General features: G+C 54.7%; 15 protein-coding genes. 14 read left to right on the forward strand and 1 reads right to left on the reverse strand.

The window, feature by feature from the left end; genetic code table 11:
* Positions 1–33: 33 nt before the first annotated feature.
* A complete protein-coding gene (locus tag A0U42_RS06370; RefSeq protein WP_065360323.1) occupies positions 34–282 on the forward strand; it encodes a hypothetical protein in 249 nt (82 codons plus the stop codon).
* A gap of 1 nt (position 283) precedes the next feature.
* Here A0U42_RS06370 and A0U42_RS06375 read toward each other — a convergent pair whose 3' ends face one another.
* The gene (locus A0U42_RS06375; RefSeq protein WP_062412384.1) at positions 284–490 is read right to left on the reverse strand and encodes a zinc-ribbon domain-containing protein; all 207 of its coding nucleotides are present in this window, start codon (positions 488–490) and stop codon (positions 284–286) included.
* A gap of 170 nt (positions 491–660) precedes the next feature.
* Here A0U42_RS06375 and A0U42_RS06380 point away from each other — a divergent pair, with 170 nt between their 5' ends.
* The 13 genes from A0U42_RS06380 to hydF all read left to right on the forward strand — a co-directional run bounded on the left by A0U42_RS06380 (position 661) and on the right by hydF (position 14,651).
* Positions 661–1,917, forward strand: a complete 1,257-nt coding sequence (locus A0U42_RS06380) for a dicarboxylate/amino acid:cation symporter (RefSeq protein ID WP_044505211.1) — start codon at positions 661–663, stop codon at positions 1,915–1,917.
* 220 nt (positions 1,918–2,137) lie between these two features.
* A complete protein-coding gene (locus A0U42_RS06385; RefSeq protein WP_065360324.1) occupies positions 2,138–2,389 on the forward strand; it encodes a TM1266 family iron-only hydrogenase system putative regulator in 252 nt (83 codons plus the stop codon).
* Positions 2,390–2,398: 9 nt separating this feature from the next.
* Complete coding sequence (locus A0U42_RS06390; protein ID WP_065360325.1) at positions 2,399–3,154, forward strand: AAA family ATPase; 756 nt, start codon at positions 2,399–2,401, stop codon at positions 3,152–3,154.
* Between the two features lie 2 nt (positions 3,155–3,156).
* On the forward strand, positions 3,157–4,461 hold the full coding sequence (locus A0U42_RS06395; RefSeq protein WP_065360326.1) for a nitrogenase component 1: 1,305 nt from the start codon (positions 3,157–3,159) through the stop codon (positions 4,459–4,461).
* The gene (locus A0U42_RS06400) at positions 4,458–5,492 is read left to right on the forward strand and encodes a nitrogenase component 1 (RefSeq protein ID WP_065360327.1); all 1,035 of its coding nucleotides are present in this window, start codon (positions 4,458–4,460) and stop codon (positions 5,490–5,492) included. The genes A0U42_RS06395 and A0U42_RS06400 overlap by 4 nt, the downstream gene beginning before the upstream one ends.
* 1 nt (position 5,493) lies before the next feature.
* A complete protein-coding gene (gene hypF / locus A0U42_RS06405) occupies positions 5,494–7,785 on the forward strand; it encodes a carbamoyltransferase HypF (protein ID WP_065360328.1) in 2,292 nt (763 codons plus the stop codon).
* Between the two features lie 21 nt (positions 7,786–7,806).
* Positions 7,807–8,016 carry a HypC/HybG/HupF family hydrogenase formation chaperone gene (locus A0U42_RS06410; RefSeq protein WP_044505205.1) on the forward strand — a complete coding sequence of 70 codons (210 nt, stop codon included), beginning with the start codon at positions 7,807–7,809 and terminating at the stop codon, positions 8,014–8,016.
* Entirely contained in the window at positions 8,016–9,074 is a 1,059-nt protein-coding gene (gene hypD / locus A0U42_RS06415) for a hydrogenase formation protein HypD (protein ID WP_065360329.1), read from the forward strand. The genes A0U42_RS06410 and hypD overlap by 1 nt, the downstream gene beginning before the upstream one ends.
* Positions 9,067–10,071, forward strand: coding sequence for a hydrogenase expression/formation protein HypE (hypE, locus tag A0U42_RS06420; RefSeq protein WP_065360330.1), 1,005 nt, complete (start codon positions 9,067–9,069; stop codon positions 10,069–10,071). Before hypD ends, hypE begins: the two co-directional genes overlap by 8 nt.
* Positions 10,072–10,086: 15 nt before the next feature.
* On the forward strand, positions 10,087–11,445 hold the full coding sequence (locus A0U42_RS06425) for a hypothetical protein (RefSeq protein ID WP_065360331.1): 1,359 nt from the start codon (positions 10,087–10,089) through the stop codon (positions 11,443–11,445).
* A complete protein-coding gene (locus tag A0U42_RS06430; protein WP_065360332.1) occupies positions 11,442–12,668 on the forward strand; it encodes a nitrogenase component 1 in 1,227 nt (408 codons plus the stop codon). The genes A0U42_RS06425 and A0U42_RS06430 overlap by 4 nt, the downstream gene beginning before the upstream one ends.
* A 14-nt stretch (positions 12,669–12,682) precedes the next feature.
* Positions 12,683–13,429: an AAA family ATPase gene (locus A0U42_RS06435; protein ID WP_065360333.1), complete on the forward strand. Its 747-nt coding sequence runs from the start codon at positions 12,683–12,685 to the stop codon at positions 13,427–13,429.
* Positions 13,430–13,445: 16 nt separating this feature from the next.
* Positions 13,446–14,651 (forward strand): [FeFe] hydrogenase H-cluster maturation GTPase HydF, encoded by a 1,206-nt coding sequence (hydF, locus tag A0U42_RS06440; protein ID WP_065360334.1) that lies wholly within the window; start codon positions 13,446–13,448, stop codon positions 14,649–14,651.
* Positions 14,652–14,666: the final 15 nt, after the last annotated feature.

Here is a 14,666-nt window from a genome sequence, read left to right on the forward strand (position 1 = left end):
GATTATAAACTTATACGAAAGGATTGATTGGCTATGTTGTTTCTAACCTTGTTGGGGATGAGATGGGGCGATTTATCGGATGATGTTCGGCAAATGCTGTTGGAACGCGCTGACCTCGATACGTTTAACGGGGCTGACGGCGAACGATACAGTCAAGGGACCCTTCATTTCCGCAATACCCTGATGGGGGTTCAGGCTGCCATCGGAATGGACCGTTTTTCCGGAGAAATGGAAAACAACGGAGTTTTCATTGACGATGACGCCGTTCTTTTTCGCATATAAATTAGTTAAATAAGAATACTTTGCACAATCCGATGATGATGAGTGCAAGGACGATCACGACACTGATAACCCGAGTCTTGGTAAAGATCTTCGGGTTATTTTGTATGTTTTTTGGCGGGACCGGTGCCGGTACTTCCTGTTTGGTACCGCAGATGGGGCACATGAGGACGCCGTCACGCAGTTCTGTTCCGCAGGTTGGGCAAATCATGGTATCAACTCCTATTCTCTCTCTACTATAGTTGGCTCGATTCTCTATGTCAAGAAGTTATATTCTAATAATAAAAACGGTATATAATATAACTTGCACAACCCGGTCGATGGGGATATACTTTTAATTATTTAGAACAAAATATTGTAAGAAAGAAGGAGAATAGCGGTTTGAAACGAAAAATTGGTTTGAGTACACAGATTTTGATTGGGTTGGCCATTGGGGCCTTAGTCGGATATTTGTTTCCTGATTTTGGAGACAAGCTGAAGCCTGTTGGCGACGCTTTTTTACGGATGATTAAAATGATTGTCGTCCCCCTTATTTTCAGCACCCTCGTCATGGGGATTGCCGGCACGGGTGATTTTAAGAAGCTCGGACGCCTTGGGGGCAAGGCCATCATTTGGTTTGAGTTTGCGACAACCATTGCCCTGGCCATCGGCCTGTTGGTCATGAATTTAGCAGAGCCCGGTGTGGGCGTTACCTTGTCGGCTTCGGCAGCTAATGCGTCTCATGCAGCAGCGGCCAGTCAACACAGCGTCGACCTCGTCGACTATGCCGTTCATATCGTGCCCAGTAATATCATCGACGCCATGGCTCGTCAAGATATGCTGCAAATCATTTTCTTCGCCTGCTTCTTTGGCGTTGCCGTCGCTCATATCGGTGAAAAGGGCGAGCTGATCGTCGATTTTTGTCAGAGCGTGGCCGAAGCGATGTTCAAGGTAACGGCCTATGTCATGCACTTTGCGCCCCTCGGCGTCTTTGCCATGATTGCCTACACTGTCGGGAGTTACGGCATTGCCATGCTCATTCCTTTGGGCGAACTCATCGTAGCGGTAGCCGGTGCGACGACCTTGTTTATCTGTATCGTGGCACTCATCGCCAGTGCTTTTACGCGAATCAATTTTTTCTGCGTCATCCACGCTTTGAAAGACATCCTCTTCTTAGCCTTTTCGACGGCCAGCAGTGAAGCTGCCCTTCCCGGTGCTATGAAGCGTTTGGAAGCCCTGGGGGTTCCTAAGCCGATCGTTACCTTTGTCATGCCGACGGGCTATTCTTTCAACCTCGACGGCTCGACGCTGTACAGTTCGGCCGGCATCTTGTTTATCGCCCAGCTCTATGGCATTCAAATGCCCATTGAACAGCAGCTCTTGGTCATGGTCACCCTCATGCTGTCGACGAAGGGGATTGCCGGCGTTCCCGGTGCCGGTATCATCGTCGTCGCTGCCACGGCTGCGGCTTTCAACCTTCCGACGGAAGGCGTCGCCATTTTGCTCGGCATCGACCGTATCTTGGACATGATCCGTACGATCTGCAACGTCTGCGGCAACTGCATGGCGACGGTCGTCGTTGCCTTTTGGGAAAAGGATTTGACCAAGGCTGATTTCTATAAAAATTATCGTGCGTTTCTAGAGGACAAAGAAGCCTAAACTTGCCGAGAGTTTCAATAGCAATACTAGACTAAATCTGTTATAATAATGGGGTAAACAAGTGATCCGTAAGGCATGTCTGACGGAAAACTTCATCGATGAGCCTCCGTGCTCTTCTGCAAAGGACTGTCTGCGCAGGCGAGGCGAAAGCACATAGTGATTATCCTAAGGTTCTGTGCTTTCACACAGAACCTTTTTTGTTTATTAAGGAGGAGACCTTATGGAAACGCGAGTCGCTTTAATCGGTATTATTGTCGGCAACCGCAATGAATCAACGAAATTGAATGAAATTTTGCATGAATACGGTCAGTACGTCATCGGCCGCATGGGCGTCCCCTACAAGGATAAAGACATCAACGTCATCAGCATCATCGTCGATGCGCCTCAAGACGTCATCAGCGCCATGTCGGGCAAGATCGGCATGATTCCGGAAGTCAGCACCAAGACGATTTATCCGCCTCTGCCGCAGTAGGAGGGACGTATGCTCAAAATTGCAATTTACGGTAAGGGCGGCATCGGCAAGTCGACCATGACCAGCAATCTGGCTGCTGCTTTTGCCTATTTGGGGAAGCGGGTCATTCAGATCGGCTGTGACCCCAAGGCCGATTCGACGTTCAATCTCCTCGGCGGCGAACCCTTGCTGCCGGTCATGAATTATCTCAGGGAGCACGACGAAGATCCGGAGTCGATCGAAGACATTTCCCGTATCGGCTACGGCGGCATCCTCTGTATTGAAACGGGCGGACCGACGCCGGGCCTGGGCTGTGCCGGCCGGGGCATCATCGCAACCTTTTCCCTCCTCGAAGATTTGGGTCTCTTTGAAGAGTATAAGCCCGATGTCGTCTTGTATGATGTCTTGGGCGACGTCGTCTGCGGCGGTTTTGCGGCCCCCATTCGCGAGGGCTATGCGGAAAAGGTCCTCATCGTCACGTCCGGTGAAAAGATGGCCCTCTATGCGGCCAACAACATCAATACGGCGGTCACCAATTTTGCTGACCGCAGCTACGCCAAGGTGGAAGGCATCATTTTCAATCGGCGCAATATTCCCGATGAAGATGCCAAAGTTCGGGCCTTTGCCGAAAAGGCGGGTCTCTCTATCGTCGGTGATATTCCTCGAAGCGACGATATCAACCGTTATGAAGAATTGGGTCAGACCGTTATCGAAGGCAATCCGGACCTTCCCATCAGCAAGACCTTCCTCGATTTGGCTCGAAAATTATTAGAAGACAAGGATTGATTATGACAGAAAGAAAACCTTTTGCCATTACGGTGCAGGACTTGGTCGCCCGCGGTCGGAATGATATTCCGGCGGAGCTCATCACGTCGACGCACCTCATCTATAATTCGCCGGCAGCGCTGGCCTTTAACTCGCCGGGGGCTCAGGGCTTCGGTGTAAAACGGGCGGGGCTCTCGATTCCCGGCTCGGTCATGATTCTCATCGGCCCCGGCTGCTGCGGACGCAATACGACGATTCTCAGTGAAATGGGTGGCTACAGCGACCGATTTTTCTTCTACATCATGGATGAAACGGACATCGTAACAGGTCGTCACTTGAAGAAAATGCCTCAGGCCGTCTGTGAAGTCGTCGACAGCCTGCCGGAAAAACCGTCGGTCGTCATGGTCTGCATGACCTGTGTCGACGCCTTGCTGGGAACCGATATGGAACGGGTTTGCCGCAAGGCGGAACAGGCTGCGGGACTTCCCGTCGTGCCCTGTTATATGTACGCCTTGACCCGTGAAGGGCGAAAGCCGCCTATGGTCGATGTCCGGCGGGCCATTTATTCCCTCTTGGAAAAGGAACCGCGCCAGCGACGGACGGTCAACCTCTTGGGATATTTTTCTCCCTTGCAGGATGACTGCGAGTTCTACGATATTTTGCGGGCCATCGGTTTTACTCAGATCAATGAAATTTCCCGCTGTCCCGATTTTGCCTCGTACAAGGCCATGTCTCGGGCCAATGTAAACTTTGTCCTCAATCCCGAATCGCGCCTCGCGGCCCAGGACTTGGAACAGCGCCTTGGCATTCCCAGCATCGAAGTGACCCGTCTCTATCAGGTCAGCCAGATCCATAAGCAGTATCAGGCCTTGGCTAAAGCCCTGGACGTAACCATTGACGATCAGGTATGGCTGGAAAAGGCACGGGCCGTCGTCCATCGGATGCAGGAAAATTACAGCGGTACGACCGTTGCCATCGGCGAGATGCAGAACGGCAACGCCTATGAAATGGCCCTGGCTCTGACGCGATACGGTTTCGTCGTCCGCGAAATCTATGCCAACCTTGGTCCCGATGATTTCGTTTACCTCCGCCATTTGGCTGAACTGAGTCCGGAAACGAAGGTGTACTCCAACTTATCGCCGTCCATGCTGTATTACGAAGGCGATGATGTGTCCATCGATGTGACCATCGGCAAGGATGCTGCATACTATCACGAACAGGCTGCCCACCTTCATTGGGATGAGGATATTCAGCCCTTCGGCTATGCCGGGGTCGTTTCCCTGCTGAACCGTTTGGAAGAAGTCCTCTTGGAAAGGAAGAAACGATGAGAGGTTTATGGAAATATATATCGCCCTTTGCGCCGGATCAGTCCGGCGCGGCAGCCGTTCTCTACGGGTTAAACGGTATCGTCGTCATCTGTGACGCCGGCGGTTGTGCCGGTAATATCTGCGGCTTTGACGAACCGCGCTGGTTCAGCGGCCGAAAGAGTGCCGTATTCAGCGCCGGTCTGCGCGACATGGATGCCATCCTCGGCCGGGACGATCGACTCGTTGAAAAACTCTGCGATGCTGCCGAAACAATCGATGCCTCCTTTGCGGCCATCGTCGGCACGCCGGTGCCGGCCGTCATCGGAACGGACTACAAGGCCTTGAAGCGGATGGCAGAAAAGAAAATCGATCTGCCGGTCATCACCATCGATACGACGGGCATGGATTATTACGATAAGGGCATTGAACATGCTTATGAAGCTTTGTTTCCGGCTTTTGCCGATAAGAGCCTGAAACCGGAGGCCGATACGGTCGGTATCCTCGGCGCCGTCCCCTTAGAGCTCATGCATCCCGGCGACATCGAATGGATCAGCCAGAGTCTGGCTGAAGAAGGCTGGAAGCAGATTTTATTGTTCGATGAAATCGATGATTATAAGAATGCCGGCAAGGCGACCCTCAATATGGTCGTATCCCCGGCAGGCCTTAAGGCGGCGCAGTACTTGAAGGAAACCTTCGGCACGCCTTATGAGCTCCATTATTTCGGCCTCGATGCCGTCGTCGACTTCGACGATAATTTATTTGCCGGAAAGAACGTCCTCATCATCCATCAGCAGGCGGCGGCCTCAGCCATGGCAGCCATGGCCGAAGAAGCCGGTGCGGCTCGGGTGACGACGGCGTCGTGGTTTATGGATAAGGCCGAAGCGCGGTATGAAAATCACGTCGTCTTGAAGGAAGAAGACGATTTGCGCGATCTTGCCGACAATGACAATTTTGACCTCATCCTCGGCGACTTGTACTATCGCCGGGCTCTGCCGAACTTCCACGGCCAATACGTAGATTTTCCGCATTTTGCCGTATCCGGGAGGGGATAAGATGAGGAGCGAACGGATCTGTGTCTTCGGCATCGTCCAAGGCGTCGGCTTTCGCCCTTTTGTCAGCCGCATTGCCGATGCCAATGGGATTTTCGGTTCGGTCTGCAATAAGGGCTCTTATGTGGAAATCATTGCTCAAGGTGATGATGCGCAGCTGGCCGCTTTTCATGAAGACCTGGAAAAGAAGGCGCCTGAGCGCTCGTCAATCTTGAAGGTCGTTACGACGGCTGTCGAAATTCCGGCCTATGATGATTTTTCGATTATCGAGAGCGCCAGGGAAAAAGGCGATATTTTCGTGTCGCCGGACATTGCCATCTGCAAGGCTTGCCAGAAGGAGCTCTTTGACAAGAACGACCGCCGCTATCTCCATCCCTTTATCAACTGCACGGCCTGCGGGCCGCGGCTGACGATTCTTGACTCCATGCCCTATGACAGGGAGCGGACGAGCATGGGCGAGTTTCCCATGTGCCCTCAGTGCGAGTACGAATACACCCACGCTGAGACGCGGCGTTACGATGCCCAGCCTGTCTGCTGCAACGACTGCGGGCCCGAAGTTTACCTTCTCGACCGTAAAGAGCGGGGACGGGAGGCCATTACGACAATCCGGAAAGCCATCGTCGACGGGAAAATCGTCGCCATCAAGGGCATTGGCGGCTTCCACCTCTGCTGCGACGCTCGCAATGAAGAGGCCGTCAGTGCTCTTCGCGAACGCAAAGGTCGGCCGGTGAAGCCCTTTGCCGTCATGATGAAGGACGTCGACGCCGTTCGCCGGGAATGCCTCATTCCCGATGGGGCAGAAGATGTTCTCGACGGCCATCAGAAACCGATTATCTTATTGGCTAAAAGAGACGGTCTGACCCTGGCGCCGTCGGTGGCTCCGGGAAATCCGTCCATTGGCGTCATGCTGCCCTATACGCCGCTTCATCTCTTGCTGTTTACCTATGACGACGGCTTGGAGGTTCCCGACAGCTTGGTCATGACCAGTGCCAATGAGTCGGGGGCGCCCATCTGCCATAACGATGAAGAAGCGCGGCAGGAACTTTCCGGATTGGCCGACCTCGTCTTGTCTCATAACCGGCGCATCCGCCTGCGGGCTGACGATTCGGTCATGGACTGGTACGACGGCAAGCCCTATATGATACGCCGTTCGCGGGGCTATGCGCCCTTGCCTTTTTTCTACGGCAGCGGTCAGGGAAAGGATGTCCTGGCCATTGGCGGCGAGCTGAAGAATTGCTTCTGCATCGGCCGCAATAATTTATTCTATCCGTCGCCCTATATCGGCGACATGAGCGATATACGGACCGTTCAGGCCCTGCGCGATTCGGTTCAGCGCATGGCGTCTTTATTGGAAGCGTCGCCGTCGGTCGTGGCCTGTGATCTCCATCCGGCCTACAATACGGCGGCCGTGGCCCGCGAATTAGGCCTTCCCGTCGTGACCGTCCAGCATCACTACGCACACATCCTGTCCTGTATGGCCGAAAACGACTGTGAACAGCCCGTCATCGGTGTTTCCTTTGACGGGACGGGGTACGGCAGCGACGGGACGATTTGGGGCGGTGAAATCCTCATCAGCAGCCTTCAAGGCTTTGAACGGGCCGCTTCCATCGAGCCATTTTGGCAGCGCGGCGGCGACGTTTCGGCTAAGGAGGGCTGGCGCATTGCCGTCAGTCTGATCGACGGACTATGGAAGGATCGTCAGCGTGTGGCGTCGATGGTTGAGGATTTAAAACTCTGCGGATCCAAGGAATTGGCGGCTCAGTTTTTCCTGGCCGATCAGCAGATCAACAGCGTCATCTCGACCAGTGCCGGCCGCCTCTTTGACGGTGTCAGTGCCATCTTGGGCCTTTGCCGGTCGTCGACCTTTGAAGGCCAGGCGGCTATGACGCTGCAGTTTGCCGCTGAACGCTGGGAAAGGGATCACGGGGCGATGGAAGTCGTACCTGTTGAGCCCATTGAAGGCGACGGACGATGGCTGCTGCCGACGTCGTCTCTCGTCAAAAACCTCGTCGAACAACGCCTTTCCGGCGACGATCCCGATAAATTGGCCTATGAATTTCACTGCCGATTGGCCGGCATGGCTGTCGGCATCTGCGAAAATGTTCGCCGTGATACCGGCCTTGAAAGGGTTGCCTTAAGCGGCGGTGTTTTCCAAAATCGACTGCTTTTGCGCCTTTGTGACGAGGCCCTGCAGCAGCGAGGCTTTACGGTCTTACGGCACAGCCTGGTGCCGCCCAATGACGGCGGCATTGCCTTGGGACAGGCTATATATGCGATGTACCATGAAAATGTTTAGATAGATGAAGGAGGGGTTATCATGTGTGTAGGTTTACCCGCACGTGTTATGAAAATTCAAAATGGAATGGCGCTCGTCGATGCGTCCGGAGCGAAACGGGAAGTATCGGCTGCTTTGATCGATGAATTGGATCCCGGCGATTACGTCATGGTCCACGCCGGCATGGCCATTGCCAAGATTACCGACAACGATGCCGACGAAACCGATGACATTCTGGAGGATTTGGATTGATGGCAGAAGGGAAGAAGCGGACGGCCCTGGATATCATTCAGAATTACGACGGGCCGAAAATCCGCATTATGGAAGTCTGCGGGACGCATACCCACGAAATCTTCCGACTCGGCATCCGGCAGATTTTGCCGAAGCAGGTCGACGTCATTTCCGGACCGGGCTGCCCGGTCTGCGTTACGCCCGTCGGCTATATCGACCAGGCCTTGTGGCTGGCTCTTGAAAAAGGGGTTACCATTTGTACCTTTGGCGACTTGGTCCGCGTTCCCGGCACCTCCATGAGCTTGGCCGACGCCCGCAGTAAAGGCGCTCACGTTGAAATCGTTTACTCGCCCATTGATGCCTATGAATACGCCAAGGCCCATCGTGACGAGGAAGTCGTGTTCTTAGCTGTCGGCTTTGAAACGACGACGCCTCCGTCGTGCCTGGCGGTCAAACAGGCCTTGGCTGACGGACTGACCAACTTCTCGCTGCTGACGGCCAATAAGACCATGCCCATGGCCTATGAAGCCATGAAGGGCAGTGCCGATGCCTTCCTCTATCCCGGTCACGTCGATGCCGTCGTGGGCACCAAGGCCGGCGAAGCCATGGTAAAAGAAGGGATGTCCGGCGTCGTCGCCGGCTTTACGGCCAAGGAACTGCTCACGGCCTTTGCCGTCATCCTGGCGAAATTCCCCGAAGGGAAGCCTTTCTTTAAAAACTGCTACCCTCGCGTCGTCACCGAAACGGGGAGCCTCTCGGCCCAGGCCTTGATGGCGGAATACATGGAACCCTGCGATTCGGAGTGGCGCGGCTTAGGCGTCATCCCCAAGTCGGGCTTACAGCTGCGGGACGAATTTTCTGCCTGCGATGCCCGCAAGAAGTACAGCATTCCGGAAATGGACGGCAGAGCCAATCCGGGCTGCCGCTGCGGCGATATCCTGAAAGGCCAGTGCAAACCGCCGGAATGCCCGCTGTTCGGTAAATTATGTACGCCGGAACACCCGGTCGGCGCCTGCATGGTGTCTCACGAAGGTGCTTGCTCGGCCTATTATTTATATGGAGGAAATGCACATGAGTGATCTTATTACCTTAGCACACGGCGCCGGCGGCAAGCAGACGGCGGAACTCATCGACCGCGTCTTTAAAGCTCATTTTTCAAATCCCCAGTTTACCGGGGACGATGCCGCTGTTTTGCCCATTGGCGGAACGAATCTGGCTTTTACGACGGACGGCTTCATCGTGTCGCCGCCTGAATTTCCCGGCGGTAACATCGGTAAACTAAGTATCTGCGGGACGGTCAACGACTTGTCCTGCATGGGGGCGAAACCGCTTTACTTATCGTGCGCCTTCGTCATTGAAGAAGGCTTCCCCATGGAAAAAGTCGAAGCCTACGCCAAGGCTATGGCTGAAACGGCTGCTGAAGCCGGCGTCCGCATCGTTGCCGGTGACACTAAGGTTGCCGGGAAGGGACAGGTCGACCACCTCTTCATCACGACGACCGGCATCGGTCAGATCATGGACGGCGTCCAAACTTCGGGGACCTTGGCCAAACCGGGCGATGCCATCATCGTCAGCGGCGACGTCGGTCGTCACGGTTGCACGATTCTTCTCGAACGGAACCAATTCGGCATTGACGCCGATGTAACCAGTGACTGCGCACCTCTTTGGGGGACTGTCGAAAGCATGCTCAATACGACCAAGGATATTCACGTCATCCGCGATGCAACCCGCGGCGGCGTCGGCACGGTCCTCTATGAAATTGCCGCTCAAAGTAATGTCGGCATTCACTTGGACAGCCAGGCTATTCCTGTCGATCCGGCCGTCCGCGGCGTCTGCGGCATGTTGGGCTTGGAACCGTTGTATCTGGCCTGCGAAGGCCGTTTGGTCATCTTCGCTCCGCGGGATGTGGCTGACGATCTCGTCGCCGTCCTGCGTAAGGGAAAATATTCGCAAAATGCAGCCATTATCGGCGAAGTCACGGCCGACCAGCCGGGCCGCGTCGTCATGCGCACAGAAATCGGCGCCGAAACGCTGCTGCCGCCGCCGGGCGGTGAATTGCTGCCCCGCATTTGTTAAGAGGGAGGTACGGGAATGATATACGAAAATGAAGCGAATCCGCCCCAGGCGCGGCGGTATAACCATGTAACGCCCGATGGGGCAAATATTGCCATTGGCAAGGCGTCCTTCCCCAAGCCCTTCTATATCGGCCTGCAGTTCGCTTCGCCGGCTCGTGGCCATTGGACCATTGCTCATTCGCCGATGCTCATTCCCGGCTGCCATGAAATCTACGTCTGCTGTGCCTGCTGCCTCCACGGCGTCGTCTTGTCGGCCGATGAAGTGCCCGAAGGGGCCGGCCGCTTCTCCATGGTTACCCTGACCAATGAAAATTTGATCAAGGGCAACTTAGAAGAAATGATGATCGACGGCATTGCCCATATCATCGACGAACTGCCGGAGCGGCCGAAGTGCGTCGAAGGCTTTACGAGCTGCATGCAGCATTTCCTGCACATCGACCTCAACGTCGTCTACGGGACACTTCGCGAGCGCTATCCCGATATCGACTTCATCGACGGATATATGATACCGACCCTGCAGCGGCGCTATTCGCCGGACGTCCTCGGTCGCCGTCAGCTCATGCGGGCCGTCCAGCCCTTGCCGCGAAAGAAGGCTGTCAATTACGTCGTCAATTATTATCCCGTCGATGAGGATAATGAATTGAGCCAAATGCTCCGCGACGGCGGCTACGACATCCACGATTTCGCTGACTGCAAGACCTATGAGCAGTATAAGGCCATGGGCGAATCGGAAGCCAATATTTATTTTCTGGAAAATTCCGAGCCAGCGGCCAAGGACATGAAGCGGCGCTTGAAACAAGAAGCCCTCTATCTGACTTATTCCTATGACTACGCCGTCCTGCGGAAAAATTTGCAGACCGCAGCCGATGAATTAGGTCTCTCCATGCCTGACTGCGATGCTTATGAACAGGAAATCGAAGCCAAGGCTAAGGCCCTCCTCGAAGAAGTGGGCTCGACGCCCATTGCCATCGACTATACGGCAACGCCTCGTCCCTTGGGACTGGCGAAGTTCCTCTTGACCCACGGCTTTAACGTCTATGCCGTCTATTTGGATACGATTCTGCCGGGCGAAAAGGATGCCTTTGACTTCTTGCAGAAGGAATATCCCGACCTCGAACTGCGGTCGGCCATGCACTTTAAGCGGGGCCTTCTGCCGCGGGATGACAGTAAAAAGCTGGGCAAGGTCTTGGCCATCGGTCAGATGGCGGCTTATTTTACGGATACGAAGTATTTCGTCAACCTCATCGAAAACAGCGGCCTCTACGGCTACGTCGGCCTTTCGAAAATCCTCGACTGGATCGGTGAAGCCAATGCCGCAGAAAATCCCAAGATGCGGGAAATCATACAGATAAAAGCCTGGGGGTGTCACGGTTGAAACAAGCACAGCGAGTCTTATCGACGTATGCCGTCGACATGTTCGGCATCGCGTCGTCGCTCTATGAATTAGGCGGCCTCATCGTCATGCACGATGCGTCGGGCTGCAATTCGACATACGATACGCACGACGAACCGCGGTCCTACGATACGCAGAGCATGGTCTATATTTCCGGCCTCAATGAAATCGATACTATTCAAGGAAATGACCAGCGGCTCATCGACGACATTGCCGAAGCTGCCGAAGCGGCACAACCTTATTTCATCGCCATCGGCGGCAGCCCCATGCCAAACGCTATCGGGACTGACTTTAAGGCCATCCAGCGACTGGTAGCCGATCGGACCGGCCTTCCGACCTTAGGCTTTCGTACGGACGGCATCCACAGTTATCTGCCCGGTGCCGGCGGAGCCTATGTTTGGCTGGCCAAGCAGTTTGTCAAACCGGCTTCGAAAAAGCCCGAGCTTCCGGCGAAACGAGTCAACATCTTGGGCTTGACGCCCCTCGATTTTTCCGTCGTCGGCAACGCTACGACGTTGAAACAGATCGTGACTGACGCCGGATTTACCATTCAGAGTTCCTGGTCCATGGGCGATACCCTGGCCGGCCTTTCGACGGCGGCGGATGCCGATGTCAATGTTGTCGTCTCGTCGACGGCCTTTTACCTGGCCCAGTACCTTCGCGATACCTATGGGATTCCCTACGTCGTCGGCATTCCTATGGGCGAGAAGGGGACGGCTGATTGGCTCGAAGCCCTGCGGAAGGGCGATTCGTCCTATGTAACCGGTCTTACGGGAGACGAAGAATACGTCAAGGCGCAGTACGCCTTGGCCGACCTCAATGCCTGGAAGACGGAACAGGCTTATGACGACACGCCTTGTGACGTGCTGGTCATCGGAGAACCGGTCTACCTCCAGTCGATGAAGGCCTTCCTTGAAAAGGAAATGGGCGTTGAAAAAGTTCGCCTGCTATGCCCCTTGTCCGATGCCCCGCAGTGGCTCTTGAAGGGCATGGAAGTGGCCAGCGTCGAAGCCGTCATCCGTCAGGAATGCCGCAAGGCGCGGCGGGTCATTGCCGATCCGATTTATGCTCGGTTACTGCCGGATGAGCCTGATAAATTTATTTCCATGCCTCACGAAGCCTATTCCGGCCGTCATTATCACGACGATATGCCCATTTTTGTCGGCCCGTCGTTTACGGCATGGATGAAAGATAAACTGAAATAAGAAGGAGACTGACTATGCGGAAATTTGCCATTTATGGAAAGGGCGGCATTGGGAAATCGACGACGACGGCGAACGTGTCGGCGGCCTTGGCGTCGATCGGGAAAAAAGTCGTCCAAATCGGCTGCGACCCGAAAGCCGATTCGACCTTGAATCTGCTCCACGGCGAGCCGGTCATGCCGGTCATGGATTACTATCGCCAATATACGGAAGGCCCGGACTTCGATCATATCGGACGGGAAGGCTACGGCGGCGTCTTCTGCATCGAAACGGGCGGACCGACGCCGGGACTCGGCTGTGCCGGCCGCGGTATCATCGCTACCTTTGACCTCATCGACGAATTGGAAGTCTTTGAAAAAGTAGCCCCCGATGTCGTCATGTATGACGTCTTGGGCGACGTCGTCTGCGGCGGTTTTTCGGCACCGATCCGCGATGGCTATGCCGATGAAATCTTCATCGTCACGTCGGGGGAAAAGATGGCCCTCTATGCGGCGGCCAATATCTTTAAAGCCGTAGAAAATTTTAAGAGCCGCGGTTATGCCCAAGTAAAAGGGCTGATCCTCAATCGCCGCAACGTCGACGATGAATATGAAACAGTCAAGGCTTTTGCCGATGAACACGGCCTGCCTATCGTGGCCGACATTCCCCGCAGCAAGGAAATCCAGTTTTATGAAAACAAGGGAATGACCGTCGTCGAAGGCGATCCCGAACTGCCTGTAAGCCGAATCTATCGCGATTTGGCACAGCGGCTGCTGGAAGTATAGAAAGGAAGTAAGGGTTATGGGAATGAACGATACGCCGTCAGGCGAACGCGTCCATATCGGATTTTTCGGCCGCCGCAATGCCGGGAAGTCCAGTGTCGTCAATGCCGTCACCGGCCAGAATCTGTCCATCGTATCGGATACCAAGGGGACGACGACGGACCCTGTTTATAAGGCTATGGAGCTCCTGCCCCTGGGTCCGGTAGTCATCATCGATACGCCGGGTATCGACGACGTCGGCGCTCTCGGGGAAGAACGGGTGCGCCGGACGAAGCAGGTCCTCAATAAGACCGATATTGCCGTCGTCATCGTCGATGGGACGGAAGGTTTAGCTCCGGCTGATGAAGAGGTATTGGCCCTCATTCGGAGTAAAGGCCTGCCTTATCTTATCGTCTATAATAAGGCCGACCTGGTGAAGCATGCGGCTGAGGCCGATGATCATGCAATTCATGTCAGCGCCTTGACCGGCGACGGCATTTACGAATTGAAGGAAAAACTGGCCCGGTTGAAGCCGGCTGACGCCGAGGCTCCCATCGTCAGCGACCTCATTCATAGCGGCGACATGGTTGTTCTCGTCGTGCCCATCGATTCGGCAGCGCCTAAGGGTCGCCTCATCCTGCCGCAGCAGCAGACGATTCGGGAAATCCTCGACAGCAACAGTGCGGCCATCGTCGTCAAAGAAGATGAATTGCCTCATACCCTGTCCTGTTTTAAAGAAAAGCCGTCGTTGGTCATTACGGACAGTCAGGTCTTTGGACGGGTCTCGGCCGATACGCCCGACGATATCCGCCTGACGTCCTTTTCGATTTTGATGGCCCGCCATAAGGGCCTCTTGGAATCGGCTGTCCGCGGCGTCACCGCCGTCGACAAACTGAAAGACGGAGATACGGTCCTCATTGCCGAAGGCTGTACACACCATCGCCAATGCGACGACATCGGTACGGTCAAGATTCCTCGCTGGTTGAAGGAGTATACGGGTAAAGATATCTCGATTGAAACGGCCAGCGGCCGCGATTTTCCTGAAGATTTGTCGCCCTATGCCATGGTCATTCACTGCGGCGGCTGCATGCTAAACGGTCGGGAAGTCGGGTACCGCATGAAAACGGCTGCCGATCAGGCCGTTCCCATTACCAACTACGGTATTGCCATCGCCTATATGAAAGGCATCCTGCGGCGGAGTCTGAGTGTCTTCCCCGATTTACAGGAACTGCTGTCAGCACATTAGGCGAACAAGACGAAA

The organism is Megasphaera sp. DISK 18, assembly GCF_001682955.1.
Lineage (GTDB): Bacteria > Bacillota > Negativicutes > Veillonellales > Megasphaeraceae > Megasphaera > Megasphaera massiliensis.

Excerpts from the sequence above, each read along its gene's own strand:
- hypF (WP_065360328.1), top strand. The coding sequence starts at position 5,494 with ATGAGGAGCGAACGGATCTGTGTCTTCGGCATCGTCCAAGGCGTCGGC.
- hydF (WP_065360334.1), top strand. The coding sequence starts at position 13,446 with ATGGGAATGAACGATACGCCGTCAGGCGAACGCGTCCATATCGGATTT.
- A0U42_RS06435 (WP_065360333.1), top strand. The coding sequence starts at position 12,683 with ATGCGGAAATTTGCCATTTATGGAAAGGGCGGCATTGGGAAATCGACG.
- A0U42_RS06400 (WP_065360327.1), top strand. The coding sequence starts at position 4,458 with ATGAGAGGTTTATGGAAATATATATCGCCCTTTGCGCCGGATCAGTCC.
- A0U42_RS06375 (WP_062412384.1), bottom strand. The coding sequence starts at position 490 with ATGATTTGCCCAACCTGCGGAACAGAACTGCGTGACGGCGTCCTCATG.
- A0U42_RS06410 (WP_044505205.1), top strand. The coding sequence starts at position 7,807 with ATGTGTGTAGGTTTACCCGCACGTGTTATGAAAATTCAAAATGGAATG.
- A0U42_RS06370 (WP_065360323.1), top strand. The coding sequence starts at position 34 with ATGTTGTTTCTAACCTTGTTGGGGATGAGATGGGGCGATTTATCGGAT.
- A0U42_RS06395 (WP_065360326.1), top strand. The coding sequence starts at position 3,157 with ATGACAGAAAGAAAACCTTTTGCCATTACGGTGCAGGACTTGGTCGCC.
- A0U42_RS06425 (WP_065360331.1), top strand. The coding sequence starts at position 10,087 with ATGATATACGAAAATGAAGCGAATCCGCCCCAGGCGCGGCGGTATAAC.
- A0U42_RS06385 (WP_065360324.1), top strand. The coding sequence starts at position 2,138 with ATGGAAACGCGAGTCGCTTTAATCGGTATTATTGTCGGCAACCGCAAT.
- A0U42_RS06390 (WP_065360325.1), top strand. The coding sequence starts at position 2,399 with ATGCTCAAAATTGCAATTTACGGTAAGGGCGGCATCGGCAAGTCGACC.
- hypD (WP_065360329.1), top strand. The coding sequence starts at position 8,016 with ATGGCAGAAGGGAAGAAGCGGACGGCCCTGGATATCATTCAGAATTAC.
- hypE (WP_065360330.1), top strand. The coding sequence starts at position 9,067 with ATGAGTGATCTTATTACCTTAGCACACGGCGCCGGCGGCAAGCAGACG.